The 26,362-nt window shown below is 62.9% G+C and carries 28 protein-coding genes, 1 tRNA gene and 1 pseudogene; 16 read left to right on the top strand and 14 right to left on the bottom strand.

Annotated elements, in window-relative coordinates:
- Positions 1-87: 87 nt before the first annotated feature.
- A pseudogene (locus tag QXZ85_RS26050) lies at positions 88-614 on the top strand (hypothetical protein).
- Here QXZ85_RS26050 and QXZ85_RS26045 read toward each other — a convergent pair.
- Positions 602-928, bottom strand: coding sequence for a metalloregulator ArsR/SmtB family transcription factor (locus QXZ85_RS26045; RefSeq protein WP_315701470.1), 327 nt, complete (start codon positions 926-928; stop codon positions 602-604). The pseudogene QXZ85_RS26050 and the gene QXZ85_RS26045 overlap by 13 nt on opposite strands.
- 56 nt (positions 929-984) lie before the next feature.
- On the opposite strand from QXZ85_RS26045, the gene QXZ85_RS26040 reads away from it, so the two are divergent.
- The 4 genes from QXZ85_RS26040 (at position 985) to QXZ85_RS26025 (ending at position 3,668) form a co-directional block, all read left to right on the top strand.
- On the top strand, positions 985-1,407 hold the full coding sequence (locus QXZ85_RS26040; protein ID WP_315744637.1) for a YeeE/YedE family protein: 423 nt from the start codon (positions 985-987) through the stop codon (positions 1,405-1,407).
- 14 nt (positions 1,408-1,421) lie between these two features.
- Positions 1,422-1,883 carry a DUF6691 family protein gene (locus tag QXZ85_RS26035; protein ID WP_315701473.1) on the top strand — a complete coding sequence of 154 codons (462 nt, stop codon included), beginning with the start codon at positions 1,422-1,424 and terminating at the stop codon, positions 1,881-1,883.
- A 2-nt stretch (positions 1,884-1,885) separates the two neighbouring features.
- Positions 1,886-2,779, top strand: coding sequence for an MBL fold metallo-hydrolase (locus QXZ85_RS26030; protein WP_315701474.1), 894 nt, complete (start codon positions 1,886-1,888; stop codon positions 2,777-2,779).
- A 91-nt stretch (positions 2,780-2,870) separates the two neighbouring features.
- A complete protein-coding gene (locus QXZ85_RS26025) occupies positions 2,871-3,668 on the top strand; it encodes a sulfite exporter TauE/SafE family protein (RefSeq protein ID WP_315701476.1) in 798 nt (265 codons plus the stop codon).
- A 41-nt stretch (positions 3,669-3,709) separates the two neighbouring features.
- On the opposite strand, the gene QXZ85_RS26020 is transcribed toward QXZ85_RS26025, so the two are convergent.
- Positions 3,710-4,231, bottom strand: coding sequence for a DNA starvation/stationary phase protection protein (locus QXZ85_RS26020; RefSeq protein WP_315701477.1), 522 nt, complete (start codon positions 4,229-4,231; stop codon positions 3,710-3,712).
- A 110-nt stretch (positions 4,232-4,341) separates the two neighbouring features.
- Here QXZ85_RS26020 and QXZ85_RS26015 point away from each other — a divergent pair, with 110 nt between their 5' ends.
- The 5 genes from QXZ85_RS26015 (at position 4,342) to QXZ85_RS25995 (ending at position 10,286) form a co-directional block, all read left to right on the top strand.
- On the top strand, positions 4,342-5,106 hold the full coding sequence (locus QXZ85_RS26015) for a class I SAM-dependent methyltransferase (protein ID WP_315769056.1): 765 nt from the start codon (positions 4,342-4,344) through the stop codon (positions 5,104-5,106).
- 10 nt (positions 5,107-5,116) lie between these two features.
- Positions 5,117-5,193: transfer RNA gene (locus QXZ85_RS26010), tRNA-OTHER, on the top strand.
- Between the two features lie 227 nt (positions 5,194-5,420).
- Entirely contained in the window at positions 5,421-8,885 is a 3,465-nt protein-coding gene (gene carB, locus QXZ85_RS26005; RefSeq protein ID WP_315701479.1) for a carbamoyl-phosphate synthase large subunit, read from the top strand.
- Between the two features lie 211 nt (positions 8,886-9,096).
- Positions 9,097-9,573, top strand: a complete 477-nt coding sequence (gene greA / locus QXZ85_RS26000) for a transcription elongation factor GreA (RefSeq protein WP_315701480.1) — start codon at positions 9,097-9,099, stop codon at positions 9,571-9,573.
- 314 nt (positions 9,574-9,887) lie between these two features.
- Positions 9,888-10,286, top strand: a complete 399-nt coding sequence (locus tag QXZ85_RS25995) for a DoxX family protein (protein WP_316175092.1) — start codon at positions 9,888-9,890, stop codon at positions 10,284-10,286.
- 152 nt (positions 10,287-10,438) lie between these two features.
- Here QXZ85_RS25995 and QXZ85_RS25990 read toward each other — a convergent pair whose 3' ends face one another.
- Positions 10,439-10,918, bottom strand: coding sequence for an Lrp/AsnC family transcriptional regulator (locus QXZ85_RS25990; protein ID WP_315701483.1), 480 nt, complete (start codon positions 10,916-10,918; stop codon positions 10,439-10,441).
- A 287-nt stretch (positions 10,919-11,205) separates the two neighbouring features.
- Here QXZ85_RS25990 and trxB point away from each other — a divergent pair, with 287 nt between their 5' ends.
- The 4 genes from trxB to QXZ85_RS25970 all read left to right on the top strand — a co-directional run bounded on the left by trxB (position 11,206) and on the right by QXZ85_RS25970 (position 14,765).
- Complete coding sequence (trxB, locus tag QXZ85_RS25985; RefSeq protein WP_315701485.1) at positions 11,206-12,171, top strand: thioredoxin-disulfide reductase; 966 nt, start codon at positions 11,206-11,208, stop codon at positions 12,169-12,171.
- Between the two features lie 8 nt (positions 12,172-12,179).
- Entirely contained in the window at positions 12,180-13,103 is a 924-nt protein-coding gene (locus QXZ85_RS25980) for a LysR family transcriptional regulator (RefSeq protein WP_315701487.1), read from the top strand.
- 423 nt (positions 13,104-13,526) lie between these two features.
- The gene (gene dapA, locus QXZ85_RS25975; RefSeq protein WP_315701489.1) at positions 13,527-14,441 is read left to right on the top strand and encodes a 4-hydroxy-tetrahydrodipicolinate synthase; all 915 of its coding nucleotides are present in this window, start codon (positions 13,527-13,529) and stop codon (positions 14,439-14,441) included.
- 189 nt (positions 14,442-14,630) lie between these two features.
- Positions 14,631-14,765 carry a hypothetical protein gene (locus tag QXZ85_RS25970; RefSeq protein WP_315701490.1) on the top strand — a complete coding sequence of 45 codons (135 nt, stop codon included), beginning with the start codon at positions 14,631-14,633 and terminating at the stop codon, positions 14,763-14,765.
- Between the two features lie 121 nt (positions 14,766-14,886).
- Here the strand turns inward: QXZ85_RS25970 and QXZ85_RS25965 are convergent, their stop codons facing one another.
- The 5 genes from QXZ85_RS25965 to QXZ85_RS25945 form a co-directional block, all read right to left on the bottom strand.
- Positions 14,887-15,564 (bottom strand): ParA family protein, encoded by a 678-nt coding sequence (locus QXZ85_RS25965; RefSeq protein ID WP_315701492.1) that lies wholly within the window; start codon positions 15,562-15,564, stop codon positions 14,887-14,889.
- Between the two features lie 298 nt (positions 15,565-15,862).
- Positions 15,863-16,210 carry a hypothetical protein gene (locus QXZ85_RS25960; RefSeq protein ID WP_315726824.1) on the bottom strand — a complete coding sequence of 116 codons (348 nt, stop codon included), beginning with the start codon at positions 16,208-16,210 and terminating at the stop codon, positions 15,863-15,865.
- Positions 16,211-16,698: 488 nt separating this feature from the next.
- Positions 16,699-17,799 (bottom strand): IS4 family transposase, encoded by a 1,101-nt coding sequence (locus QXZ85_RS25955; protein WP_315701243.1) that lies wholly within the window; start codon positions 17,797-17,799, stop codon positions 16,699-16,701.
- Between the two features lie 521 nt (positions 17,800-18,320).
- Positions 18,321-18,491 carry a hypothetical protein gene (locus QXZ85_RS33845; protein ID WP_409977525.1) on the bottom strand — a complete coding sequence of 57 codons (171 nt, stop codon included), beginning with the start codon at positions 18,489-18,491 and terminating at the stop codon, positions 18,321-18,323.
- A 45-nt stretch (positions 18,492-18,536) separates the two neighbouring features.
- Positions 18,537-18,827, bottom strand: a complete 291-nt coding sequence (locus QXZ85_RS25945) for a DUF1330 domain-containing protein (RefSeq protein ID WP_315701494.1) — start codon at positions 18,825-18,827, stop codon at positions 18,537-18,539.
- 65 nt (positions 18,828-18,892) lie between these two features.
- Here QXZ85_RS25945 and QXZ85_RS25940 point away from each other — a divergent pair, with 65 nt between their 5' ends.
- Positions 18,893-19,360 carry a MarR family winged helix-turn-helix transcriptional regulator gene (locus tag QXZ85_RS25940; RefSeq protein WP_315701495.1) on the top strand — a complete coding sequence of 156 codons (468 nt, stop codon included), beginning with the start codon at positions 18,893-18,895 and terminating at the stop codon, positions 19,358-19,360.
- A 234-nt stretch (positions 19,361-19,594) separates the two neighbouring features.
- Here the strand turns inward: QXZ85_RS25940 and QXZ85_RS25935 are convergent, their stop codons facing one another.
- Together QXZ85_RS25935 and QXZ85_RS25930 are read right to left on the bottom strand one after the other, a co-directional pair.
- Complete coding sequence (locus QXZ85_RS25935) at positions 19,595-20,452, bottom strand: IS3 family transposase (RefSeq protein WP_315741825.1); 858 nt, start codon at positions 20,450-20,452, stop codon at positions 19,595-19,597.
- The gene (locus tag QXZ85_RS25930) at positions 20,449-20,850 is read right to left on the bottom strand and encodes a helix-turn-helix domain-containing protein (protein ID WP_315729236.1); all 402 of its coding nucleotides are present in this window, start codon (positions 20,848-20,850) and stop codon (positions 20,449-20,451) included. Before QXZ85_RS25930 ends, QXZ85_RS25935 begins: the two co-directional genes overlap by 4 nt.
- A gap of 262 nt (positions 20,851-21,112) precedes the next feature.
- On the opposite strand from QXZ85_RS25930, the gene QXZ85_RS25925 reads away from it, so the two are divergent.
- Complete coding sequence (locus tag QXZ85_RS25925; protein WP_316205221.1) at positions 21,113-21,394, top strand: hypothetical protein; 282 nt, start codon at positions 21,113-21,115, stop codon at positions 21,392-21,394.
- A 341-nt stretch (positions 21,395-21,735) separates the two neighbouring features.
- Here QXZ85_RS25925 and QXZ85_RS25920 read toward each other — a convergent pair whose 3' ends face one another.
- From QXZ85_RS25920 to QXZ85_RS25905, 4 genes are all read right to left on the bottom strand, one after another.
- Entirely contained in the window at positions 21,736-23,382 is a 1,647-nt protein-coding gene (locus QXZ85_RS25920) for a thiamine pyrophosphate-binding protein (RefSeq protein ID WP_315730134.1), read from the bottom strand.
- A gap of 159 nt (positions 23,383-23,541) precedes the next feature.
- Entirely contained in the window at positions 23,542-24,849 is a 1,308-nt protein-coding gene (locus QXZ85_RS25915) for an FAD-binding oxidoreductase (protein ID WP_315767478.1), read from the bottom strand.
- Between the two features lie 22 nt (positions 24,850-24,871).
- Entirely contained in the window at positions 24,872-25,663 is a 792-nt protein-coding gene (locus tag QXZ85_RS25910; RefSeq protein WP_315701503.1) for an amino acid ABC transporter ATP-binding protein, read from the bottom strand.
- Between the two features lie 36 nt (positions 25,664-25,699).
- The gene (locus QXZ85_RS25905) at positions 25,700-26,359 is read right to left on the bottom strand and encodes an amino acid ABC transporter permease (RefSeq protein WP_315701504.1); all 660 of its coding nucleotides are present in this window, start codon (positions 26,357-26,359) and stop codon (positions 25,700-25,702) included.
- Positions 26,360-26,362: the final 3 nt, after the last annotated feature.

Raw genomic sequence — 26,362 nt, 5'->3', positions numbered from 1 at the left:
GCTTTTGTGATCGCGGCACGCGAGTGGAACGTGCCGATCTGACCTCGGTTGATCCGAGCTTAGGCTTGGATCGTCCGGAGGCCCCGCATGTCTGCGATCAAGGAGAAGATCGAACCGCTGACCGTCGTCTTCGAGGATGACGGCCTGGTGCCGAACAATCCGATGCCGTTCCTGGTCTATAAGGGCGCGGTGGCCATTGGCGGCGGCGATCCCGAGCAGACGATCGAGCAGCTGTTCGGCGCCAACGGCTGGGGCGACATGTGGCGCAATGGTATCTTCGATTATCTGCATTACCATTCGACCGTACATGAGGCACTCGGCGTGGCTCGGCGCGGGTGCGCTTCGGCGGCGACAACGGCAAGGACTTCGATCTCGCGCCCGGCGATGTCGCCATCCTGGCCGCCGGCACCGGCCATCAATGCATGTCCGCGAGCGATGATTTTTCCGTGGTCGGCGCCTATCCGCCGGGGCCGAAGATGCAGATCACCCGGCCGACGCCGGAAGATCACGCGAAGGCGCTGAAGACTATTCCGCAGGTGCCGCTGCCGAAGACCGACCCGATGGGAAAGGACGGCCCGCTCACAAAGTTGTGGCAGCGCACTCACGTACAATAAAGCCCGTACAGCGTCTGCAGCACCGCCCGGACCTCCGGGCTCACCAGCCGATAATAGATGGTCTGCCCGTCACGACGGGTCGCCACCAGGCCGAGAGCACGCAGCTTGCTGAGGTGCTGCGACAGTGCGGCCGGACTCAAGCCCGCATTCCCGGCCAGCTCGCCGACCGACCGTTCGCCGTCGATCAGCTGACAGAGCACAACGAGCCGCCGCGCATTGGCCATCGCCGCAAGCAGGCCTGCGACTTCCTCGGCCTTGCTTTCCAGCTCGCCTAGATGTGAACCCTTGCGGCTGCGATTGCTTTGCATTTTCATGCCGCTTACTTTATCATATTCGAAGATACGAATTTAAGCGGATGTACTTGTTCCAGATGATCACTCCATTCACCCCCGGCGCCTCCTTGGCAGGCGGTGTCCTCATTGGACTGTCGGCCGTGATCCTGATGGCCTTCCTGGGCCGCATTGCCGGCGTGAGCGGCATCGCCGCACGGCTGCTGGGTCCAATGAGCAGCGATGCTGCCAGCGGGTTGGCGTTCATTGCGGGCCTCGTCGGCGCTCCGCTTGTCCTTCGGCTGGCCTGTGGGGCTCTGCCCCCACTCGTCATCGGGGCCGGCAACCTCGCGTTGGTGGCTGCGGGCCTGTTGGTCGGCTTCGGCGCAGTCTGGGGCAACGGCTGTACATCGGGACACGGGATCTGCGGAATCTCACGCCTATCGCGTCGCTCGATGGTGGCCACGCTGGTCTTCATGGGCATGGGATTTGCGACGGTCTTCATCATTCGGCATGCGATCTAAGCGTCAAGTGTCACATGACAATCTTGATCCAATTCCTCGTCGGCCTGCTGTTCGGGCTGGGGCTGCTGCTGTCCGGCCTTTCCAACCCCGCGAAGGTTCTGAATTTCCTCGATCTGGCGGCCATCGACAAAGGGGCGTGGGACGGCAGTCTGATATTCGTGATGATCGGTGCCATCGCGGTGACGTTCACCGGATTCCGCTTGGTCCTGAGGCGGCCGCGCCCGATTCTGGCAAGCAGCCACCTGCTGCCTCCGAGGCGCGGGCTCGATCGGCGCCTCGTGGCGGGAGCGGCCATTTTTGGCGTCGGCTGGGGGCTCGCCGGCATCTGCCCGGGTCCCGCCTTTGTCGATCTCGGCTACGGTTCAGCCAAGGCGATTCTCTTCGCGATCGCGATGTTGGTTGGCATGGCGACCGCGCGGACTCTGGCAGCTCGTCGTGTCACGGCGGCAACTCCCGCTTTGAGTAACGGAGCATGAAGATGTTCGAGATCCCCCACCCCGTTGATCTCTCCGTGAAACCGGAGGTTACGCCATTTTTCGACCCAACCACCAACACCGTCAGCTATGTCGTCGCGGACCCCACCTCACGCGCCTGCGCCGTGATCGATTCTGTGATGGACATCGACTATGCCTCGGGCCGGATCGCCCATCGATCTGCCGACGCGATCGTGGACTTCATCAAAGGGCGTGGGCTTGAGCTGCAGTGGCTGATCGAGACCCATGTCCATGCCGATCATTTGTCGGCCGCGCCCTACATCCAGTCCAAACTTGGCGGCAGGATCGGCATCGGCGAAAACATCAGGATCGTGCAGGAAACCTTCGGCAGGATTTTCAACGAAGGCACCGAATTCCAGCGTGACGGCAGCCAGTTCGACCGGCTGTTCAAGGATGGCGACACCTACCAGATCGGCGGGATGACAGCCTTCGCGATACATACGCCGGGTCACACGCCGGCCTGCATGACCCATGTGGTCGGAGACGCGGCGTTCGTCGGCGACACGCTCTTCATGCCCGATGGCGGTTCGGCGCGGGCGGATTTCCCCGGCGGCGATGCCCGTCAGCTCTACCGCTCGATCCGGAGGGTGCTGGCGTTGCCACCCGAGACCCGTCTGTTCATGTGCCATGATTATGGACCGAACGGCCGCGCCGCCCGTTGGGAGACCAGCGTGGCCGACCAGCGTGCCCACAACATCCATGTGCGCGAGGGCATCAGCGAGGACGAATTCGTGGCGATGCGTGAAGCACGTGACCGGACGCTGGCGATGCCGACCCTCATCATCCCTTCGCTGCAGGTGAACATGAAAGGCGGGCAGCTGCCGGTGGCCGACAGCGGCGGACGGCGATTCCTCAAAGTTCCGCTCGATACCTTGTAAACTTGACCGGCTGCGCGCCCCCGCAGCCCTATCGATGCACTTGCTCCCGCCAAAGCGGCGGCGCCTGCTTGCGCAACGTTGGAGTATCCTCATGATTGCCCTGCCCGCCGCTCAGCTCGCCCTGGGCTCGCTCTCCGGCTCCTTGGTCGGCTTCACGCTGGGGCTGATCGGCGGTGGAGGCTCTGTGCTGGCGGTGCCACTGATGGTCTATCTGGTCGGGGTCAGCAGCCCGCATGTCGCTATTGGGACCAGTGCCGTCGCGGTCGCGGTCAATGCTGCTGCCAATCTCGCCAACCACGCCCGGGCTGGGCACGTGAAATGGCCCTGCGCGGTGGTGTTCGCGGCAGCCGGCATCGTCGGCGCTTTTGCCGGCTCGACCTTCGGCAAGATGATCGATGGCCAGAAACTGCTGCTGCTGTTTGCGCTGGTCATGATCATCATTGGCATACTGATGTTGCGCAGGCGCAGCGGGGACGGAAATCTGTCGGTGGTGTTGAACCGCGACAACCTCGTTCCGCTCCTGGCCTTTGGCTTCGGAGGCGGTGCCTTGTCGGGCTTCTTCGGCATCGGTGGTGGCTTCCTGATCGTGCCCGCCCTGATGTTCGCGACTGGAATGCCGATCCTGTTCGCGATCGGATCCTCGCTGGTATCCGTCACAGCGTTCGGATTGACGACGGCGGCGAACTACGCCGCCTCGGACCTGATCGACTGGCCGCTCGCCCTCGTGTTTCTCGCCGCGGGCGTGGTCGGCGGCTTGGTGGGCGCGCGGCTTGCGACCAACTTGTCGGCCAAGCGCGGCGCACTCAACAAGATCTTCGCGATCATGATCTTCGCGGTCGCCGCCTACATGATGTATCGGAGCTGGACGGCGCTCGGCCATGCAGCATAGCAGCGGGCGCTTGAAGCACCCGCTACGCCGGTCATTGACTGTCAGGCCGCGTTGCTGCCCTCCTGGCGGCTTGCCTCGAACAGGAACCAAGTGCGGCGCTCGGTCTCGTCGATGAAGGTTTCGAGCAGGCCCGCCGTGGCAGGATCGTCATTGTCGTCGCAGAGTTCGTGGGCTTTGCGCATCGCGGCGGCGATGTGCTTGTTGTCCTCCATCAACTCGCGCAGCATTTCGCGCGGCGGGACATACTCCTCGTTGTTGTCCTTGATGGTCTGCAGCTTGCTCACCTCGCTGATCGAACGCAGCGTGGTGCCGCCGAGCTTGCGCACCCGCTCGGCAAGCTGGTCGGTGGTGGCGAAGATCGCGTCCGACTGCTCGTCCAGCATGAGGTGATAATCATGGAAGTGGCGGCCGCTGACGTGCCAGTGGAAGTTCTTGGTCTTGAGGTACAGCGCGAAGCTGTCGGCCAGCAACGTGTTCAGTGCCGCCGAGATCTTGTTGACCGCGTCGGGCGCGAGATCCGTCGGGGTGTCGAGATCGCTTTTGTCAGTCTTTGCTTTACTCACGGTGGTACCTTCCTGTTAAAGCAGGCCATGGACAGGGGTGACGGGACCCGTTAACGCTCGCTGGCCTCCCCGGTTCCGTCACAGGAACTCAATTCGAAGCTCGCGGGACCATGGACGACTGGATCGACTATTACGATTCCACGCACACGATTTACGCGAGCAAGCGGCATCGTGACCTCCACTTCGAGGTGATCGCGCGGGACATCATCGGCTACATCAGCTCGCCTGATGCGGTCGTGCTGGATTATTCCTGCGGCGAGGCTCTGTCGGCCGGCAAGGTGGCCGACGCCTGCGCCATGCTGATCCTGGCCGAACCCGCTCCCGGCGTGCGCGGGCGGCTGATCGCCCGCTATGCCCCCAACACCAAGATCCGGGTACGCTCGCCCGACGAGTTGCGCGGGATGCCGGAAGCCTCCGTCGACCTCGTCGTGATGAACTCGGTGGCGCAATACATGACCGCGGCCGAGCTCGACGCGGCGCTCGGCGTCATTCGCCGGCTGTTGAAGCCGACCGGCCGCTTGGTACTAGGCGACATTTTGCGCCCCAATGTCGGCATGGCCCGCGATGTGATCGCCCTTCTGCGCTTTGCCGGCGCCCATGGGTTCCTGAAGGACGCCCTGGTCGGTCTCGCCGCCACCGCGCTGTCGGATTACCGCCAGCTGCGGACCAAGATCGGCCTGCAGCGCTACGGCGAGGCCGACATGCTCGCCAAGTTGAAACAGGCGGGCTTCAGCGCGGTGCGCGCGCCGAAGAATATCGGCCACAATCCCTGGCGCATGACCTTCGTGGCGAGCCCTGCGCCGGGCGCGCCGCAGGCCGAAGCCGAATTAGGGTTAACTGAAGCATCGGGTAGCTTCGGGAGCCGTGAACGGTAAGATCGCCCTTGGCCCGGTGGCGGAAGCTTCGACGCGAAGAGCGGTGCAACGCTCTTGAACCTGGTTCAAGTCCAGGCCGGGCCTCCAGCCTGCGCGCCTTTGGCGTTTCGGCTGGGCAAGCCGGTTTCGCCCTAAAAGCCGCCTCATCGCAGGATCCGGCCAAATTGGCCGTTGATTTCGGCCCAAAACCCTTTCCGATGCTGGGAAACTGGTCTAAGAACCGCCCGCGCGCGAGGTCTGGTCGCGCCTTGGCCTTCGGGGACGCGCGTCACGCGCGCCCTTTTTTTGTGCCTAATTCCTGCCCGCGAGATTGAATGCCGAAACGAACCGACATCTCCACCATCCTGATCATTGGCGCCGGTCCGATCGTGATCGGCCAGGCCTGCGAATTCGACTATTCCGGTACGCAGGCGGTGAAGGCGCTCAAGGAAGAGGGCTATCGCGTCGTCCTCGTCAATTCCAATCCGGCCACCATCATGACCGACCCGGAATTGGCGGACGCGACCTATATCGAGCCCATCACGCCGGAGATCGTCGGCAAGATCATCGAGAAGGAACGCTACGTCGTTCCGGGCGGTTTCGCGCTGTTGCCGACCATGGGCGGCCAGACCGCGCTGAACTGCGCGCTGTCCTTGCGGCGCCAGGGGACGCTGGAGAAGTTCGACGTCGAGATGATCGGCGCGACCGCTGATGCGATCGACAAGGCGGAAGACCGCCAGCTGTTCCGCAACGCGATGGAGAAGATCGGGCTGCAGACGCCGAAATCGCGTCTCGCCAACGCCTCGGCGCTGAAGAAGCAATATCGCGACAAATATCTCGCCGAGCGCGAGAAGCTGTCGGGCGCCGAGCGGGACGAGCTCGATCGGCAATGGACGCTCGGCGAGAACGAGCGTCGCAAGCGCTACCAGGAACACGCGCTCGGCCAAGCGCTGATGGCGCTGTCCGAGATCGGACTGCCGGCGATCATCCGCCCCTCCTTCACCATGGGCGGCACCGGTGGCGGCATTGCCTACAACAAGGAAGAATATCTCGACATCATCGAGCGCGGGCTCGACGCCTCCCCCACCAACGAAGTGCTGATCGAAGAATCGGTGCTGGGGTGGAAAGAATACGAGATGGAGGTGGTCCGCGACAAAAAGGACAACTGCATCATCATCTGCTCGATCGAGAACCTCGATCCGATGGGCGTGCACACCGGGGATTCCATCACGGTCGCACCGGCGCTGACGTTGACCGACAAGGAATATCAGATCATGCGCGACGCCTCGCTGGCGGTGCTGCGCGAGATCGGGGTGGAGACCGGCGGCTCCAACGTGCAGTTCGGTGTCAACCCGGTCGACGGCCGCATGGTCGTGATCGAGATGAATCCGCGCGTGTCGCGCTCCTCGGCGCTGGCCTCCAAAGCCACCGGCTTTCCGATCGCCAAGGTCGCGGCCAAGCTCGCGGTCGGCTACACCTTGGACGAGATCGCCAACGACATCACCGGCGGCGCCACCCCGGCGTCGTTCGAGCCGACGATCGACTACGTCGTCACCAAGATTCCGCGCTTTGCCTTCGAGAAATTCCCGGGCGCCTCGTCCACGCTGACGACGTCGATGAAATCGGTCGGCGAAGTGATGGCGATCGGCCGCACCTTCCAGGAAAGCCTGCAGAAGGCGTTGCGCGGTCTCGAGACCGGCCTGACCGGCCTCGACGAGATCGAGATCGAGGGGCTCGGCCGCGGCGACGACAAGAACGCCATCCGCGCTGCCCTCGGCACGCCGACGCCGAACCGCATCCTGCAGGTGGCGCAGGCGATGCGGCTCGGCTGGTCGGATGAGGAGATCTTCAATTCCTGCAAGATCGACCGCTGGTTCCTGGCGCAGATGCGCGGCGTCGTCGAGATGGAGGACAAGGTCCGCAAGCACGGCCTGCCGCCGAATGCGTCCGCCATGCGCGGCCTGAAGGCGATGGGCTTCTCCGACGCCCGTCTTGCGGTACTCGCCAATACGACCGAGGCCGAAGTCGCCGCCAAGCGCCGCGCTCTCGGCGTGCGCCCGGCCTATAAGCGGATCGACACCTGCGCGGCCGAGTTCGCTTCGCCGACGGCCTATATGTACTCGACCTATGAAGCGCTGTTTGCGGGCAAACTCGCCGACGAAAGCGCGCCATCCAACAAGAAAAAGGTGATCATTCTCGGCGGCGGACCGAACCGCATCGGCCAAGGCATCGAGTTCGACTATTGCTGCTGCCATGCCTGCTTTGCGCTTGCCGACGTCGGCTACGAGACCATCATGATCAACTGCAACCCGGAGACGGTGTCGACCGACTACGACACCGCCGACCGGCTCTATTTCGAGCCGCTCACCGCCGAGGATGTGCTGGAGATCATCGCGACCGAGCGCACGAACGGCACGCTGCATGGCGTGATCGTGCAGTTCGGCGGCCAGACCCCGCTCAAGCTTGCACACGCGCTGGAAGCTGCCGACGTGCCGATCCTCGGCACCTCGCCCGAGGCGATCGATCTCGCCGAAGACCGCGACCGCTTCAAGCGGGTGCTCGACAAGCTGCACCTGAAGCAGCCGAAGAACGGCATCGCCTATTCGGTCGAGCAGGCGCGGCTGGTCGCGTCCGATCTTGGTCTGCCCTTGGTGGTGCGCCCATCCTACGTGCTCGGCGGCCGCGCCATGCAGATCATCCGTGAGGACAACCAGCTCGGCGATTACCTGCTCGGCACCCTGCCGGAACTGGTCCCCGGCGACGTCAAGGCCCGCTATCCGAACGACAAGACCGGCCAGATCAACACGGTACTCGGCAAGAACCCGCTGCTGTTCGACCGCTATCTGTCCGACGCGACCGAGGTCGACGTCGACTGCCTCTCCGACGGCAAGGATACCTTCGTCGTGGGCATCATGGAGCACATCGAAGAGGCCGGCATTCACTCCGGCGACTCCGCCTGCTCGCTGCCGCCCTACTCACTGGATGCGACCATGATCGCTGAGCTGGAGCGGCAGACTCGTGAGCTCGCGCTCGGGCTCAACGTGGTCGGGCTGATGAACGTGCAATATGCGATCAAGGACGGCGATATCTATGTGCTTGAGGTCAACCCGCGCGCCTCGCGCACGGTGCCCTTCGTCGCCAAGGTCGTCGGCACGCCCGTGGCGAAGATCGCAGCGCGAATCATGGCCGGCGAGAAGCTCGCCGATTTCGACTTGAAGAAGCGCGAGCTCAAGCACGTCGGCGTCAAGGAATCCGTCTTCCCGTTCGCGCGCTTCCCCGGTGTCGATACGGTGCTGGGTCCCGAAATGCGCTCTACCGGCGAAGTGATGGGCGTCGATCGTTCGTTCGCGGTCGCCTTCGCCAAGAGCCAATTAGGCGGCGGCACCCGCGTGCCGCGGCGTGGCACCGTGTTCGTCTCGGTACGCGAGAGTGACAAGCATCGGATCACCGAGGTGGTCAGGATGTTGCACTCACTGGGCTTCAAGGTACTGGCGACGTCGGGCACCCAGCGCTTCCTCGTCGATCACGGCGTGCCGGCCGAGAAGATCAATAAGGTGCTGGAGGGGCGGCCGCACATCGTCGACGCCATCACCAACGGCGACATCCAGCTCGTCTTCAACACTACCGAAGGCCCGCAGGCGCTGGCCGATAGCCGTTCTCTGCGGCGCGCTGCCCTCTTGCATAAAGTGCCATATTACACCACTCTTTCCGGCGCCGTGGCGGCAGCACAGGGCATCCGCGCCTATCTTGGCGGGGACCTTGAGGTCCGCACCCTGCAGAGCTACTTTTCCGAAAACTGATCGCTGCCGGCGCCAGAGCGCCCGCTAAGCGATTGGCAATTTTCGGCAATAATACGCTCCGCAGGAACCCGCCGCCTCGTCTGACTGTTGTCTCGGCCCTCAAAGGGGGCGAGCATGCCGGGCTTTCGGGCTTTGCTTTGAGCCGCAAAAGCTTAATCTGAACGTATGACTCGTGCGGGCCCCTGCGCGCACGACTGAAGGACGAGAAGAGATGGTGGAAAAGGTTCCCATGACCTCGGTCGGCTACGCCGCGCTGGAGACCGAACTGAAGCAGCGTCAATCGGTGGACCGTCCGCGCATCATCGAACACATTGCGGAAGCGCGTTCGCATGGCGACCTCTCGGAAAATGCCGAGTATCACGCTGCGAAAGAGGAGCAATCGCATAACGAGGGGCGCATCGCCGAGCTCGAGGACAAGCTGGCCCGCGCCGATGTGATCGACGTCACCAAGCTGTCCGGCGACACCATCAAGTTCGGCGCCACCGTGACCCTGATCGATGAGGACACCGAGAAGAAGGCGGTGTGGCAGATCGTCGGCGAGGTCGAGGCCGACGCCAAGAAAGGCAAGATCTCCATCACCTCGCCGCTGGGGCGGGCCCTGATCGGCAAGAAGAAGGGCACCTCCGTCGAAGTGATGGCGCCGGGCGGCGCCAAATCCTATGAAATTGCAAAGGTGGAGTGGCGCTAGCCCACGGCTGCCACTTCCGCCCTACAAAAAGCTGCGCATGCTGCGCGGCTTTTTTGTTGCGCTGCAATTACTGATTGTAAGACCCCGAGCACGACCAGGCGAGCTGTTAGCTAGCTAAGTCAATTCATCGACAACGCGAACACATTCCAGTGACGGACGCGGGCCGTTGCGATAGAGCATATCCGATAGGGGCAAACACGGGCTGCGGCGTCCCTCCTTCTCGGGGAGAAGGCATGCGATCGCGGCAGCCTCCGCTCGCCGCGGCCGGCTTTGTCCGTTTGGAGCTTTGCTCGTTTTGACTGGGGAAGATCGATATGGAGAAGATGCTCTCATCCTGGCAACCGGCGGCGCTTAGCCTGTTTCGCTTCATCGCCGGGCTGCTCTTGTTTCAATTTGGCGTGGCCAAGATCCTTCACTTCCCGCCAGACTCGCCTTTCGCCAAAGTCCAGATCATGTCCCTGTACGGAGCAGCAGGCTCGATCGAACTGATCCTGGGTGCTCTCCTGATGCTCGGCCTTTTCACCCGGCCGGTCGCCTTCACTCTTTCGGGGGAAATGGCGTTTGCCTATTTCATCGGCCATTTTCCGAAGAACTTCTTTCCCGTCGTCAATGGCGGCTCGCTCGCGATCGCGCTCTGCTTCGCATGCCTTTATTTGATGACCTCGGGCGGCGGCCCGATCAGCCTGGACGCGGTGATCCGGAAGAAGATGTAATCACATCAATTCGTGGTCATTGTGGGATGCCTCCGCGACAAAATGGCAAAGCCATTTTGCGCGGAAGGGACGAATCGCAAGCTTGAGATTCCCAGATGTGCAATTGCCCATTTGAGCTTTGATGGTCGCATCGCCCCAGAATGACGGGACGATCAATCCCGTCCCTTCACGTCGAGCGGCACCGCCGCCTCGTATTTCGAGTTGTGCAGCACGAGCGACGTCCTGACATTGCGCACATGGGGTGCCGCGGTCAGGTGCGTCACGAATTCCTGGAAGGTCGCCATGTCGGGCGCCACACATTTCAGGATGAAATCGACCTCGCCCGACAACATCCAGCATTCCCGTACCAGCGGCTCGGCACGCACGAACTCCTCGAACGCTTTGAGGTCCGCATCCGCCTGACTGGAGAGATGGACGGAAGCAAACACCGTCACATCGAAGCCGAGCTTGCGTGGATCGAGCAGGCCCCGATATCCGGTGATGTAGCCTTCCTCCTCCAGGGTCCGTACCCGCCGCAGGCAGGGCGGCGGAGAGATGCCGACCCGCTTTGCCAGCTCGACATTGGTGATCCGGCCGTCAGCCTGGATCTCGCTCAGGATTTTGAGGTCTATCTCGTCAAGATTTTTCGACACGGGGATATTGGTCCTGGCGGAAGCTGCGGCGGATGACCGGTCGGTCACCCCGAGGGGACGGAACTGTCTTAGCGCAGGCCGGCTCATTTGCGCAATTTTATTACGCCTTTTCCAGCCAATGACCGGCTCGTGAAGGGAAAATTCGCTGAGATGCGTTGCAATTCTTGCATGGCTAGCCAGATGCCTTAGACTTGGATTTGACACTTTCGATGGGCGGCCGGGGCGTGTGCCGGCACATTCCGCTTGCCACATCGCGAAAATCCCCCGCCCGACGAGAAATCCGCCCCATGCAAGCTCCGCTCCACGCCAAGGTCGTCATCATTGGTTCCGGCCCAGCCGGCTATACGGCAGCCATCTACGCAGCGCGGGCAATGCTGGAGCCGATCTTGATCCAGGGCATCCAGCCGGGCGGTCAGCTCACGATCACCACAGACGTCGAGAACTATCCGGGCTTCGCAGACGTGATCCAGGGGCCCTGGCTGATGGAACAGATGGAGAAGCAGGCGGCGCATGTCGGCGCCCAGATCAAGACGGACTATGTCGCCAAGCTCGACCTGTCGCGGCGGCCGTTCAAGCTGACCTGCGATTCCGGCGACACCTACCTCGCGGATACCGTGATCCTAGCAACCGGCGCCCAGGCGCGCTGGCTCGACATCCCCTCCGAGGAGAAGTTCAAGGGATTCGGCGTCTCCGCCTGTGCGACCTGCGACGGCTTCTTCTACCGAGGCAAGGACGTCGTCGTGGTCGGCGGCGGCAACACAGCGGTCGAGGAGGCGTTGTTCCTGACCAATTTTGCGGCATCGGTCACGGTCGTGCATCGGCGCGATCATTTCCGCGCCGAGCGCATCCTGCAGGACCGCTTGTTCAACCACCCCAAGATCAAGGTGGTGTGGGACAGTGCACTCGACGAGGTCTGCGGCGATAGCTCGCCCGCCAAGGTCACCCATGTCCGGCTCAAGAACATCAAGACCGGCGCGCTGACCGAGCTCCGGGCCGACGGCGTCTTCATCGCAATCGGACACGCGCCCGCGACCGACCTCGTCGCCGGCCAAGTGAAATTGAAACCCTCCGGCTATGTCGAGGTCGCGGCGAATTCGACGGCGACGTCCGTCCCCGGCCTGTTCGCGGCCGGCGACGTGGCCGACGAAACCTACCGCCAAGCGATCACCGCAGCCGGCATGGGTTGCATGGCTGCGCTCGAGGCCGAACGCTTCCTTGCGCATGCCGCGAGCGAACGCGCGGCTGCGGAATGAACTCAACGATGGCACGAACTCGCGACGGATTTACGGATATGGATTGGGACAAGCTGAAGGTGTTTCACGCAGCGGCGGAAGCAGGGAGCTTCACGCATGCCGGGGAGCAGCTCGGGCTGTCGCAATCGGCGGTGTCCCGCCAGGTCAGCGCGCTCGAACAGGAGCTGTCGGTTTCGCTGTTCCACCGCCATGCACGTGGCCTCATCCTCACCGAACAAGGCGATCTCCTGTTCCGCACCGCGCATGACGTCTTCATGCAGCTCCAGGCGGCGCGCGCCAAGCTGACAGACAGCCGGGAGCGGCCGAGCGGCGACCTCAAGGTCACGACCACGCCGGGGGTCGGCATCAATTGGCTGATCCCGCGGCTCGGCGAGTTCACAGCGCTCTATCCAGAGATCCGGATCTCGCTGATCGTGACCGACGAGGAGCTCGACCTCTCGATGCGCGAGGCCGACGTGGCGATCCGCACCCGCAAGCCGACCCAGCCCGACCTGATCCAACGCAAGCTGTTCGCGATGGGTTTCCATGCTTATTGCTCGCCGGAATATGTGAAGCGGTTCGGCACGCCGCGCACCCTCGACGAACTCGACAGCCATCGCATCATCACCTTGGCCGACGGCCAGGTCGCTCCGCATCTGCAGAACCGCAACTGGCTGGTCGAGGCCGGCCGCAACGGCTCCGGACCGCGCGAGGCCTATTTCAAGGTCAACAACATCCTGGGGCTGGTGCGCGCCTGTCAGCAGGGGCTCGGCATCGCCGCGCTGCCGGATTATCTGGTCGAAGAAAACAGCCGCCTGGTGCAACTTTTCGGCGAGTCGGATTCGATCCAGCTCGACACCTACTTTGTCTATCCCGAAGAGTTGAAGACGGTGGCGCGCGTGCAGGTGTTCCGTGACTTTGTCGTGAGCAAAGCGCAGCGCTGGCCGTCCTGATTTGTGCATGTCTGACATGCGGCTCGCATGGTTGCTGGGTAGCGGTGGCGGGTACCATAATAACTCCGTACTGAGTGCTCGCGTTGCGCATTTGTCCCCCTCCTCCAGTGGCGCGGGCGTTCAGGAATCCCTCTTGGAAGGTGATTGTGTCGGCCTCACATGGCCAAACCTCCAGCCGGGCTCATTGGGCCCGGCTATTTTTTTGCGCTTAAGGCAACCTGTCGTTGACAGTACGGCCGCTTCCACGCATGTAGGAGCCATGTCCACGTCGTCGCACGCCAAGCTGTCGTCGAAAAAAGCTCCCCCTTGGGGGAGGTGTGGACGCGCGCGCTGAATTTCTGATCCGCCGCTTCGCAAAACCCCGCCGCTAGGACGGGGTTTTTTGTTGGCTCCGTCTCCCGGCTCGAAACAAGGAGATGGACCATGACCGACCTGCGCACCCAACTGCACGGCCTCTGGCTGCCGTTGATCACCCCGTTCCGTGACGGCGAGCTGGATGAGCCGTCGTTGCGCAGCCTTGTCAGGCATTATGCGGCCAAGCCGATCGATGGCCTCATCCTGGCTGCGACCTCCGGCGAAGGCCTGGCGCTGTCGTGGGCCGAGCGTGAGCGCCTGGTCAGGATCGTGCGCGCCGAACTGGCGGCGACCGGCCGAACCCTGCCGATCTGCTTCGGCCTCTGCGCCGCGGCCACGGCGGAGCTGGCGGAGGCGCTTGATCGGACCGCGACCTGGCCGATCGACGGCTATCTGATCTCGAGCCCGTTCTACGTGCGGCCCTCGCAACGCGGGCTCCTGCAGCACTTCTTGGCGCTGGCCGAACGCACCGCGCATCCGATCATCCTGTACAACATCCCCTACCGGTCCGCGGTCGGCCTCGACAACGAAACGCTGCTGCGGCTCGCCGAGCACCCCAAGATCGTGGGCCTGAAGGATTGTTGCGCCAACCGCGCGCAGACCCGCGAACTCCTGCAAAAGCGGCCGCACGGCTTCCGCGTGATGACGGGAGAAGACGCGCAGAGCTTCGACGCGCTTCAGGCCGGGGCGGATGGCGCGATCCTGCTCTCGGCGCATATCGAGACCGAGACCTTCGCCGACATCCAGCTTCACATCGCGGCCGGCCGTCATGACAGCGCAGCCGCCTGCTGGGATGCCGTCGAGAGCTTGACGCGGCTGCTGTTCGCCGAGCCGAGCCCGGCCCCGGCGAAGTACTGGCTCGCCCGCACCGGCGTCATTGCCAGCCCCGAGCTGCGTTTGCCGATGGTGGAGGTGAGCGTCGAGCTCGCCGCCCGTCTCGACCAGCTGATCGCGCACCGGCACGGCGTCCTGTTACCTGCATGAGGGACCTATGTCGCCGCGCCGCTGCCCCGGCGCGGCATGCCGCGAACCGATGCCGATCGGCTGCCATCGAGTTAAATGCAAACTAATCCCCGCGAGCAAATCGAAGCGAACAAATGGAAGCGAAATCGCAACCGGCTTTTAAAACTATTCCAATATCAAACTCGCGAAGAGCAAGAACGCGGGGGCGTCGTGGCTTTACAGCATCATCCCTACTCTGCGCAGCAGAGCTTCACTCGAGAAGACATTCTCTGGGCGATCGGCATCTGGTCCGTCATCCTGACCCTGACGCCCGCGATCGCGGTCTATTTCCTGATGGTCGTCTAGCCTGGTTGCCGGCTGGAGGTCGGGAAGATCAAGCCGCGCCGCCGCACGGCTCTGAGATCTTTGACCACTTAAACCAACGCGCGGGAGCCGTGCGTTGTACGCTCCTGACTTCGGGACGCGATCAAGCCGCCTGCTTGTGCATCGCGCCGTTCGCCGACACGGTGCCCCGGATCGCCCGCACCGAACGCTCGATCGCAGCCCACAGCCTTGCGATCTCGGCCGCAGCACGACCCTCGGCATAATATTCGCGCACGCCCTCGCCCTGGCCGAGCGCCATCAGCAGGTCGGCGCGGTTGGTGATCTGACCGCCCCAGACCGGCGCCCTGAACTTGGCGAGCGCCTCGCGGGCGATGGTGACGATCGGGCTTTCGGATTCGTCGCGGCGCGCCGGCGCACCGTTCAGCACGACGGCATAGGGCTTGCGCGCCGCCCGGCAGGTCTGGATCGTCTCCTGCACCGCGTTGACGTCGAACACGCCCGGACGCGCCGGGATGATGACCATGGTGGCGTTCTTGATGGCGTCTTCGACGACGGCCGAAACGGTCGGCGGCGTATCGATCAGCACCCACTCGACGCCCTCGCGGCGGGCGGCGGCAACGATCCCGCTCACCGAATTCACCGCGGTCTTGATCGGCGGCTCGTTGGTGCCGCGCAGCTTGTGCCAGAGCGTCAGCGACCCCTGCGGGTCGGCATCGATGAGCAGACAAGACTTGCTCGACTTGATCTGCGCAGCGAGATGGGCAGCGAGCGTGCTCTTGCCCGAGCCCCCCTTACGCGAAGCGAAAACAATAACGTTCATACTTTGGCCTCCAGATTGACCCCGGAAACAAAAATGAATCAGCGGGCTGATTCGCGGAAGAAAAATTTAGTGTTTGTTATGGCGTAACTCCTGATTGCTGATTCGCGTTGGTTTTGAGTCACACCCGCGGCCAGCACACGATCGAGCAACGCCGATCACCCGTCCAACGTTGAACATCGGGCTGCAAACGCTTTCCCGATGATAACTCGCTCAACAGCAATCCACGTGTCCGAACGCAAAGCGTCGGACTGCTCACGTCGAACTGCTCGGATTTGCATCCGTCCTGCCGAACCTCCGCTCAACTCGCCTCGGACTTTGCGGATCTCTTCCCTTGCGTTCTCTTGCCGGCCGGCTTCTTCGCCACAGGCCGGATGCTCATCGGCTTACCGGTCGCGGAGGTCGCAGTCTCGCCCGGCTCCGGCCCGAACTGAGCGCGGCATGACGGCGACAGCTCCGCTTTGTGCCGGACCATGCAGGCGGTGATGCGGTCGACATCGGGGACCTCCGAGCTGCACAGCCGGAGTGCGTCGTCGGTGCAGGCCTGCTGCTGCTCGGGCGTGTAGGCATAGCTGGTCGCCGGATGCGCCGTCGCCACCGCCGACAGGAGCAATACGGCGCCGATGCCTCCCCACCCGTTCACGGTCATGCGCCCCTCCCTTCGTGATTGCAAACTCTGATTGAAATATGAAAGATTCGCAAGCTCCGCGATAGAGAGGACTGACCGCCTCATCGTTCATGCGGGGCCTCAAGGACGGAGGTCGACGGACTCCCGGACGCTGCCGGCCCGCCGCCCTGCATCTCGCAATGTCCGAAATTGCACCGCCTGACATGAATTCTTCATCGCAACTCTGCCCAGATGCCATGCGGGCGCACGCTCACGGTCTCGCGGCACCAGATGCCCGAGTTTGGCTGCAACAGGCCCTCTCTCCAAAAGCGCGAGGGCGCAGGGAATGCCGCATAGGCGTTAAGGTAGCGCGAGCATCGATTGATACTTGCGTTTTCGAGGAGGCTCGCGAAGGTGGCGCCCCAACGCGCGTTTTCTGCGGCGCAAGCAACGGATGGTTGGTTGTGGAATGATTGCTTGCAGCAAGGATGCAACGAGCTGCTGCAGGACCCGCCAAGCGCCAGGCGTCGTTAAGCGGCCTGCGTCCAGTGGGGAGAGTCCTCGAAGTCGCTGGCAAGCGGCTCGAGCAACAGGATGATCAGGAGGTGGGCCAGCAGGTAGGGCTTGGCAGAGCGCGGATCGGTTCCTGGCGGCGTCTTGAGGCCAATCAGACTCTTCAGTCGCTTGAACCCAAGCTCGATCCGCCATCGCAATCGATAGAGCGCAAGCACATCTTTGGTGGAGAACTCGTCCCGCGCGAGCGACGTGATCAGAATGACCCAATCCGCAGCCTCCAAAGTTTCTTTGGAGATGATGCGGTTTTCATCTTTTGCGTCTTGCCGGGCTTTACGCCGAGAAGCAGCAGCCGCACCGGTGGGCTTCTTGATTGCGACCAGACGCATAGCCAGAGGCGCGCCGCCCTTGCGCTTGATCCAAATCTCCCGATCGACCAGTCCGCGCGCCTTCGCGGCACGCAATTGGGCCATCAGATCGAACGGAAGGCCTTTGGCGTCAAGCCAACGTGCGTTCTTCCAGCCCGCTCGGATCAAAACGTCGGCCCCGGCTTCGCGGACGGCCGCAATGCGGTCAGGTTGCAGATAAGCGCGGTCAGCAATGCGGATCTCGTTCTTGACCACTGGTATCCGGTCAAACGTTTCGCCCTCTTGCTGATCTGTCAGCTCGAAGTGACCAAAGCGCTCATAGGGCAGATCAAATGCGCTATGAACGCGCCAAAGCTCACTGTTCTTGCGCGCAGCCGGTCCCGCCTGAGGCACTGTCGTCGCATCGATGATGCGGATCAGGCGGCCTTGGCTCGCCTTCGGAGCTGCCGCAGCGAGCAAGCCCTCCACCAGCACCGCAAACCAATCACCACATTGACGCAGCCGATAGAACAACGCCACGCTGGTGAGGTCGGCAAGGCCAACAGAAGCCGCCCATGCGGCTGTCGATCTCAGCCCTCTTTCACCCAAACAATAGGCCAGCATCAGCCGAAGTAACGTCACCGCATCTGGAATCTGCCGCCGACGCGCGAAGGCCTTCGTCTGGCGCGCAGTTTTCTCGAGCTGCGCAGCCCCGCCCAGCTGCGCAACCACTCTCGTCCAGTCCTCGTTCAGGAGCGATTCGTCTGCCATCCCCTGTTCGAATCACGGCGGATTCCAACACTCAAGCATAAACTTAACGCCTATGGGGAATGCCGGGTGAAGGCCTCACCCATGGCCCGCCTGCAGAAAAAAAGCAGGCGGCAGTCACCACAGGTCAAGCCGATCAACCGGCACTCCCTGCGCGATGGGCTTACGGCTTATACGTGCTCTCCCCGGGGACCGGCTCTTTTGTCCCCGTTGTCGGCGCGATGCCAAGCATCGTCGCCAACGTAACGCCAGCACCGGGGCGCCAGGACCACACGACTTCACCGCCCGCAAGCGCCATCAGTCGTCGCGCAATAGCGCCTGATGTGCCGCGGCCACCGCATCCCCGCCTCACGTATCGTGACGATCGCGCGTACGCCCCTCAGCATTGAGGCGGGATGTCGCGGATGAAACCACTGATTTGGGGGTGGAGTCAAGGTGATTTCTGAAAATCGGAATAAGCGTCATAGACCGGCGCGACGGCGTAATCGAACTATGAGCGATGGACCTGCAGGCCACCGCACATCTCACAGCCCAAAGATAAATGCACTGTCACCGCAATACGTCTGGGGCGTCGCCATGAAGCGGATCCAGACCGAATCGACGAGGCGCGCGCCCTGCCACTCGCCGAGCATCACCATGTAGAGGCTCAACGTGAGTTGGATCATGGATGGCGTCGTGTCCAGGATGCCGGGCATCGCTTTACCGCGATTTTTGCGCTCGGCTCATGACCTTGACGCCCGTCAGCCTGCATCGACGACAAACATGCGCGCCTCTTGAGCCGCATCGCGCTCGACTTTGATCGGCGCGTATTCTGACGAGTTGTAAAATGCAAGAGCGTCGGACAACGTCGCAAACTCAAAAATGCCGGCTAGAGGCAGCGGCTCCACGTTTCCTTCCAACACCCGAGCGACAGGTCCGAAATGGAGGATGCGCCCCCCGGCGGCTGTGAGGGCTGCCTGAAAGTGCGGGGCCAAATCCGCTTGCTTAGCAGCATCCTTAACCCGGAGGTTGACGTGGACATAGGCTGGCATCGTGCTTCTCCTAGAAATAATGCATATACATTATTCTCTTTCTCGAAGCCTGTCGAGGCCGACATATGACGGACGATTCAGATCTCTATCGCCTCATCGAAACCGAATGCCCGGCATTCCAGGCGCGAGCGACCGCACGAGCGGTCACGCGCTTTTACAATGCTTGCTTCCGCTCGCTGGGGATCACCGCTGAGCAGTTCAGCCTTCTGGTAGGAATTGGTGGCAGCCACGAGCCGACGCTCGCGGAACTGGCCGCACGAGCGGGAGTGGACGCCACCACTCTCAGCCGCAACGTCAAGAGTCTTGAGCAAAGGGGTCTCGTATACAGCCAAGGAGGTCTCGGTCGCGCCGGGAAGCGCTTGGTGCTTACCGACGAAGGTCGCAGGTTGATGGAGGCAGCCATCGTCGTTTGGGAGCGAGCTAGAGCTAGATTGACAGACATTCTCGGTGAGGAAGCGTCACACGTTGCGCGTAACATCATGTCTCGGCTTACTCAGGCCGCGCAGACCGCCGCATCGGAAAGCTCTGAATGAACCGCCCGCCGGTTCCGCTGGAGCGCCGTCAGTGTTGCATTGCCAATCGCTCGCGCGCCAGTTCATCCTGGCTACTTCCGACGCTAGGCTTCCATCATAGCCTAAACTTGTAGCCCCCGCTGTCGCCCCATCTGCCAAGACACCGATCCAATTTCCAATTTCGGTGACAGTGCTGGACTGCACCCCTGAAGTGAGACACGATAATTTCAGTGACATCGCGGGTTGCCACGACGGTTATCGTGCTTTGTTTTGCGCGAACGCAGCTTCGAACTCAAGAGGCGATTGGTAGCCGAGCGCCGAGTGCAAGCGTTCCTTGTTGTAGACATCCGCAATGAAGCGATCGATCCGGCGACGCGCGTCTGTGATGTCGGAGAACGCCTTGCCGTTGACCTCTTCGGCTTTGAGCGTCTTCATGAAGCTTTCAGCCTTGGCGTTATCGAAGGGATTGCCTGGCCTGCTCATGCTGATCGTGATGTCACGATCAGCCAATATTTGGCGATAGGCGATCGAGGCGTATTGCACGCCGCGATCGGAGTGATGGATCAGGCTGCCGCGTTGCGGGTTCCGGGCCTCGATTGCCTTGTCCAGTGCCGTAACGGCGAGCGAGGCATCGAGAGTGTTTTCGAAGGCCCAGCCAACGGCCTTGCGCGAGAAGGCGTCGAGGATGACAGCGAGGTAAGCGAAGGTCTTGGCGAGGTGGACGTAGGTGATGTCCGCGACCCAGATTTGGTCGGGAGCGGACGGCACCAAGCCGCGCACCAGATTCGGGACCACGATAATGTCCTTTGGTCGCTCCGCAGGTGGCTTCAAGAATGGCGCCTTGCGCTGCGCAAGAAGATTGTCCTCGCGCATAAGTCTAAGGACCTTCTTGGCGTTCACGACCATGCCTTTGCGCCGAATGGCGACGGTCACGCGCCGGTAACCGTAGAACGGATGCCTGAGGCAAATGCGTTGGAGCTGGTCGCGCAGTTCGCAGTCGGCCGTCTCACGACTGCGTCTGATGAGATGCCGGTAGTAGGTCGCGCGCGGCAGGCCAGCCAGGCCGCAGAGCCGTTGCACGTCGGCATTGGGATCCGTTGCCTCCGACGTCATGGCTTGGATGACTTCGATGATGCGGGTGCGGGTTTGCCTTGCGCTGCCGGCCGCTCCAATGCGCGCAAGGCTTGCCGAAAAAAATCGAGATCCATCTGCTGACGGCCGACCAGTCGCTCGAGCTCGGCGATCCGGGCATTCGCCTGTGCGAGCGCGGAGCGTTTGTCGTCATAGGCCGCTAGGGGTTTGAGTTTGCGAGGTCCGGGCTTGGGTCCGCGTTTGCGATTCAGTCCCTCGGGCCCATGGGCCTTCCACGACTTGATCCAATCGTGCAGGATTTTGCGCGAAATTCCAAGCTCACGAGCCACAGGCAGAACGCCTTCGCCTCGCTCAACACGCCTGATCGCCTTCAGTTTGTAAGCCGTCGGAAACTGACGGTTCTTTCCTCGTACTGCCACAGGTCATCCTCGGAATGCCTGTCACTGAAATTATCGTGTCTCACTTCAGGGGTGCAGTCCAGCACTGTCACCGAAATGCTAAGTGCACTGTCACCGAAATGCCATCCCAGGCAGCCGAGAGCATGTTTTCGGCGACGGACCGCGACGGAAGGGCGATCCACCGCGCGGCTTCTCGGGGTGGTCGAAATCCAAGGCCGCACTCGATGAGCGGCTACTCGCTAAGCGCAAAGAGAGGGCCGGGGTCGGGGAAACGGTCGCTCCCATGACCGAATGGTGGGTGCACGATCTTCGTCGTACTGCCGCGACAGCGATGGCCGATCGACTGGGAGTGCTGCCGCATATCATCGAGGCGGTGCTCAACCACGTTAGCGGCCATCGGGCGGGAGTGGCCGGCGTCTATAACCTTGCCCGATATGAAGCCGAAATGCGCGCCGCTCTGACAGCATGGGCAAGCCATGTCGACCGAGTTGTTCGAGGTATTGAGGCAGTCGACGCAATAAGAGAGTATCCGGTACGAGAGGCTTCTCCGGGCATCGATCTGTAAACTCAATGTCGCGGAGGCGAGCGACCGAGCCGTTGTCACACAGGACTTACTCATCGGTGGTTGCGGAGGCGCAACCACCTATACCGACATTCACTGGCGGTCGCGATCTGATGGGCGTATGGCCTCGCTCGGGGACGACGAGCTGTACAGTTAAAGATCCACTTCGTTCACAGGCAGAGTCACTCGATCTTCTGAATTTTCTCACTTCGTGCGCCCATTGCCGCCTTTGGCGGATTTGCCGAGTTCAGAACGCCCGCCCGCGGCCTACGGTGGCCTATCGATCCAGTTGGCAATCCTAATTTGGCGTGGGCACCAGCATGGACGTGAGAGGACCCGACCACTCATAAAAGATCCCTGGCCACCGAGATCGCGCGCGGATCGATCAGGCAGTGCAGGATCGACGGCTTGCCGGATGCCAGCGCACGCTCGAAGGCCGGCGCAAACTCCTCGGTGCGTTCGACCCGCTCGCCATGACCGCCGAAGGCCTTGGCGTACATTGCGAAGTCCGGATTCTTGAGCTGCGTGCCGACAACGCGGCCCGGATACTCGCGCTCCTGGTGCATGCGGATCGTGCCGTATTGCGCATTGTCGATCACGATCACCACCACCGCCGCTTCGTATTGCACGGCAGTGGCGAATTCCTGCCCGTTCATCAGAAAGCAGCCGTCGCCGGCAAACGCGACTACCACTCGATCAGGATATTGGCGTTTGGCGAGCACCGCCGCCGGCACCCCGTAGCCCATCGATCCCGAGGTCGGCGCAAGCTGACTTGCGAACGTGCGGAAGCGGTGATGGCGATGAATCCAGCCGGCATAGTTGCCTGCGCCGTTACAGACGATCGCGTCCTTCGGCAGTCGGTCGCGCAGCCAGATAACGATCTCGCCATACTGGAACGCGCCCGGCAGCTCGCGCGCCGTCTCGCTCCAAGCAAGATAATCCGCATGCGCTTTGCCCGCCTCGCCTTTCCAGGTGGGCGTCGCGATAGGCTTCAACGTGTCGACCGCCGCGGCAAACGCCATAGGCGCGGCCTGGATCGCGAGCGCCGGCTGGTAAACCCGACCGAGTTCCTCCGCACCGGAATGGACGTGGATCAGTTTTTGGCGCGGCACGGGGACGTCGAGGAGCGTGTAGGAGGAGGACGGCATCTCCGATAAGCGGCCGCCGATCAGGAGAAGGACATCGGCCTCTTCGATGCGCGCCCTCAGGCCCGGGCTCGGGCCGATGCCGAGATCGCCGGCATAGTGCGAATGATCGGCGTCGAACAGTGCGGCACGGCGGAACGAGGTCGCAACTGGAAGGTCGAACCGCTCCGCGAAGCGCGCGATGCGCTTGGCCGCCTCGGCGGTCCAGCCAGAACCGCCGAGCACGGCGACCGGTGCCGTGGCAACCGCGAGCATCGCGCCGAGCCGCTCGATATCGGCGGGCGCGGGCCAGGTCACCGCCGGCTCGACGCGCGGCGCGTCGGCAACCGCGGCGGCCTCTACCAGCACGTTCTCGGGCAGCGAGATGACCACCGGACCCGGACGGCCTTGCAGCGCGACGCGGAACGCGCGCGCGACCAACTCGGGGATTCGGTCGGGACGATCGATCTCGACGACCAATTTCGCCATGGTGCCGAACACGGCCTTGTAGTCGAGTTCCTGGAAGGCCTCGCGCTCGCGCATGCCGGTGTCGACCTGGCCGACGAAGAGAATCATCGGCGTCGAGTCCTGCATAGCGATGTGGACGCCGTGGCTGGCATTGGTCGAGCCGGGGCCGCGGGTGACGAAGCAGATGCCGGGCCGCCCTGTCAGCTTGCCATACGCTTCCGCCATCATGGCCGCGCCGCCTTCGGCGCGGCAGATCATGACGTCGACCGGGCTGTCATGCAGCGCATCAAGCGCCGCGAGATAGCTCTCGCCCGGCACGCAGGTGACGCGCTCGACGCCTTGGGCAACGAGCTGATCGATCAGGATCTTGCCTCCGGTGCGGGTGTTGCGAATAGTCATGAGAGCTCCCTACAGAAATCCGAATGATCGTCCATGATCTTTGTGGCGTCTGCACCGCGCACGATCTCGTAGCAATCTAGCCGGCGCGCCCCAGAGCTCCGGTGTCCAGATCAGGACACAGGTCGTCTCCCCATGGTTCGTATAATCAGCCGCTTGGCTTCACGCCGCCCCGATCCCAGATTGTCCGCTCGATGAGCCAAATCGCGAAATTGCAAAGGGCAGAAGATCGACGGGCGCATCCCGGCCGCCAATGAGATCGGCGATGATCCGGCCCGTGAGCGGGCCCGAAGCCAGACCGATATGTCCGTGTCCAAACGCGTGGAAGATATCCGGTGACGCCGGGGACGGACCGATGACTGGACGACCGTCCGGCGTCGATGGCCGGTGCCCCATCCAGCGTTCTATCGCCAGACGTCCACGCGACCCGAGGCCCGGATAGGTTTTCAGTGCATGCTGAACAAGAATCTCGACGCGGGCCCAATCCGGCTTGGCGTCAACATGCGCAAGCTCGACCTGTCCCGAGAGCCGGAGGCCGGCAGCCGTGGGCGTGTTGGCCATTCTTCCATCGCTCGGCATGATAGGAAGCCGCGGGCCGGCGCGAGGGGATGTGATCACGCCGTGGTAGCCCCGCTCGCTAGCAAGCGAGACGCGATCGCCAGCGGCCCGAGCGAGCGCCTTGGAGTAGATGCCGGCGCAGATCACGGCGCGATCGCAGTCGACCCGCCCCTGGTCGGTCGCCACGGCCTCAAGGCGGCCATTGGCCATGATAAACCCCGTCGCTCGCGCGCGACGAAGATCAGCGCTGCGCGCAAGCGCGGCCGCCACGATTGCCGACACATAGGCGCCTGGATCGGCGCAATGCGCGCCTTCCTCGACAAAGGCCGCGAACCGGTAGCCGGGGCTCAAGTCCGGCTCACGCCGACGCAACTCGTCGGCGTCGAGCTCGACCCAACGCAGCCCGTTCTGGCTCCGAAGCCGCCAGGCGAGCGCCTCTTCTTCGAACGCCTTGCGGTCCCGATAGGCATAGAGCAGGCCGGTGCGACGGATCAGATCGGGCCGTCCGATCTCCTCCGCCAACAGGGCATGGCGCTGCGGACCATCGCGCAGGATCGATGCGAGCACGCGCGCCGTATGCTCGACCTTCTGCACGGTCCAACCGGCTGCGAGGAAGCGCCACAGCCACGGTGCCAGCGAAGGCAGGGCCGTCCAGCGCAGCACCAGCGGTCCGCTCGGATCGAGCAGATAGCCCGGCACCTTGCGCCAGAGACCGGGCATCGACATCGGGATGATCGACGCGGGGCTGATCCAGGCGCCGTTGCCGAAGCTCGCCGCCTGGGGTCCGCCGGGCTCATCCGGCTCGATCAGCGTGACGACATGTCCGTCCTTGATCAGTTCCCAGGCCGTGGCGGCGCCGACGATGCCGGCGCCGATCACCGCGATGCGCAGCGGCGTCTGACTCTGTTCCATGAGAAGCTGCGTCCTTGCGTCTTCACGCGGTGGCCGCAGCGGCCGGCAAGCGGCCGCCATGGAAATGACTGAGGAAGGCGCGTGTCGCCGACTGCTGCGGTGTGTCGATCACCTGTCGCGCCGGTCCGTCCTCGACCACGACACCATCGCGCATGAACACCACGGTGTCGGCGACTTCGCGCGCAAATGCCATTTCGTGCGTCACGAGCACCATCGTCATTCCTTCGGCCGCGAGCTGGCGGACGACCGCCAGCACTTCGCCGACGAGCTCGGGATCGAGCGCCGAGGTCGCTTCGTCGAACAACATCACCTCCGGCTTCATCGCGAGTGCACGGGCAATCGCCACGCGCTGCTTCTGCCCTCCGGACAGCTTGTCCGGGGCGACGTCGGCCTTGTCCCTCAATCCGACCTTGTCCAACAGCGCCAGCGCCGTCTGGCGTGCCTCGTCCGGCCGAACCTTCAGGACGGTGACGGGCCCCTCCATCACGTTTCGGATGACCGACATGTGCGGAAACAGGTTGAAGTTCTGGAACACCATGCCGGTCCGCGCGCGAAACGCTGCGAGATCCTTGTCGCGAGGCAATTGATGTCCATTCGTGAAGTCCATGGTGCTCCGACCGACGCGGATGACTCCGCTTTCCGGGAGGGTCAGCAGATTGAGGCACCTGAGCAGCGTGGACTTGCCCGAACCGCTGGGCCCGATCAGCGCGACGACGCCCCCGCGCGGAACGCGCAGAGATATGTCCTTGAGCACGCTCACGGCCCCGAAGGATTTCTTCACGTGAATGAGCTCGATCATCGCGGCATCGGACATGGGAGCATTCGCCTCGCTCGTTGACATCGGCCCACCTCAATGCGCGAGGCGCGCTTCCAGCACGCGCGCGACACGGGTCATCGGGAACAGGATGATGAAGTAGATCACAGCGATCATCGTGTAGGTCTCGAGCGGTCGGTAGGTCGCCGACGTGATCAACTGCCCCTGATACAGCAGGTCCGGCACCGCCAGTACGGAGAGAAGCGAGGTGTTCTTCAGCTGCAGCACGGCCTGATTGACCAGCGGCGGAATCATCCGCTTCAACGCCTGCGGCATCACGATGCGCCGCATCAGGTCGAAGCGGCGCATGCCGAGGGCGCGCCCGGCATCCCACTGGCCGGGATCGATCGACACGATGCCGCCGCGAATGATCTCCGAATAGAACGCGCCGCCATAGAGGCTCAGGGAGATGAAGGCCGCCACCGCAGGCGACAGCTCAACGCCGATCAGGACCGGGAGCGCGTAGTAGATCCACACCAGCTGAACCAGCACCGGCGTACAGCGGAAGATCTCGACGAGCATCACCAGCGGTGACGAGATCAGCCGTATGTTGGACAGGCTTGCGATCGCCACGATGCAGCCGACGACGAAGCCGGCGATCGCGGTGAGAATGGTGAAGCCGATCGTATAGGCCGTACCGACGCCGATCAGCTTGCTGTATTGCAGAAGGAAGCCGAAGCTCCACTCGTAATGCATCTC

Source organism: Bradyrhizobium sp. SZCCHNGR1005, assembly GCF_032489995.1.
In the GTDB taxonomy this organism is placed as follows: Bacteria; Pseudomonadota; Alphaproteobacteria; order Rhizobiales; family Xanthobacteraceae; genus Bradyrhizobium.
The sequence above is the reverse complement of the archived record's forward strand: the minus strand, read 5'-3'. Positions and strand labels throughout refer to the sequence as shown.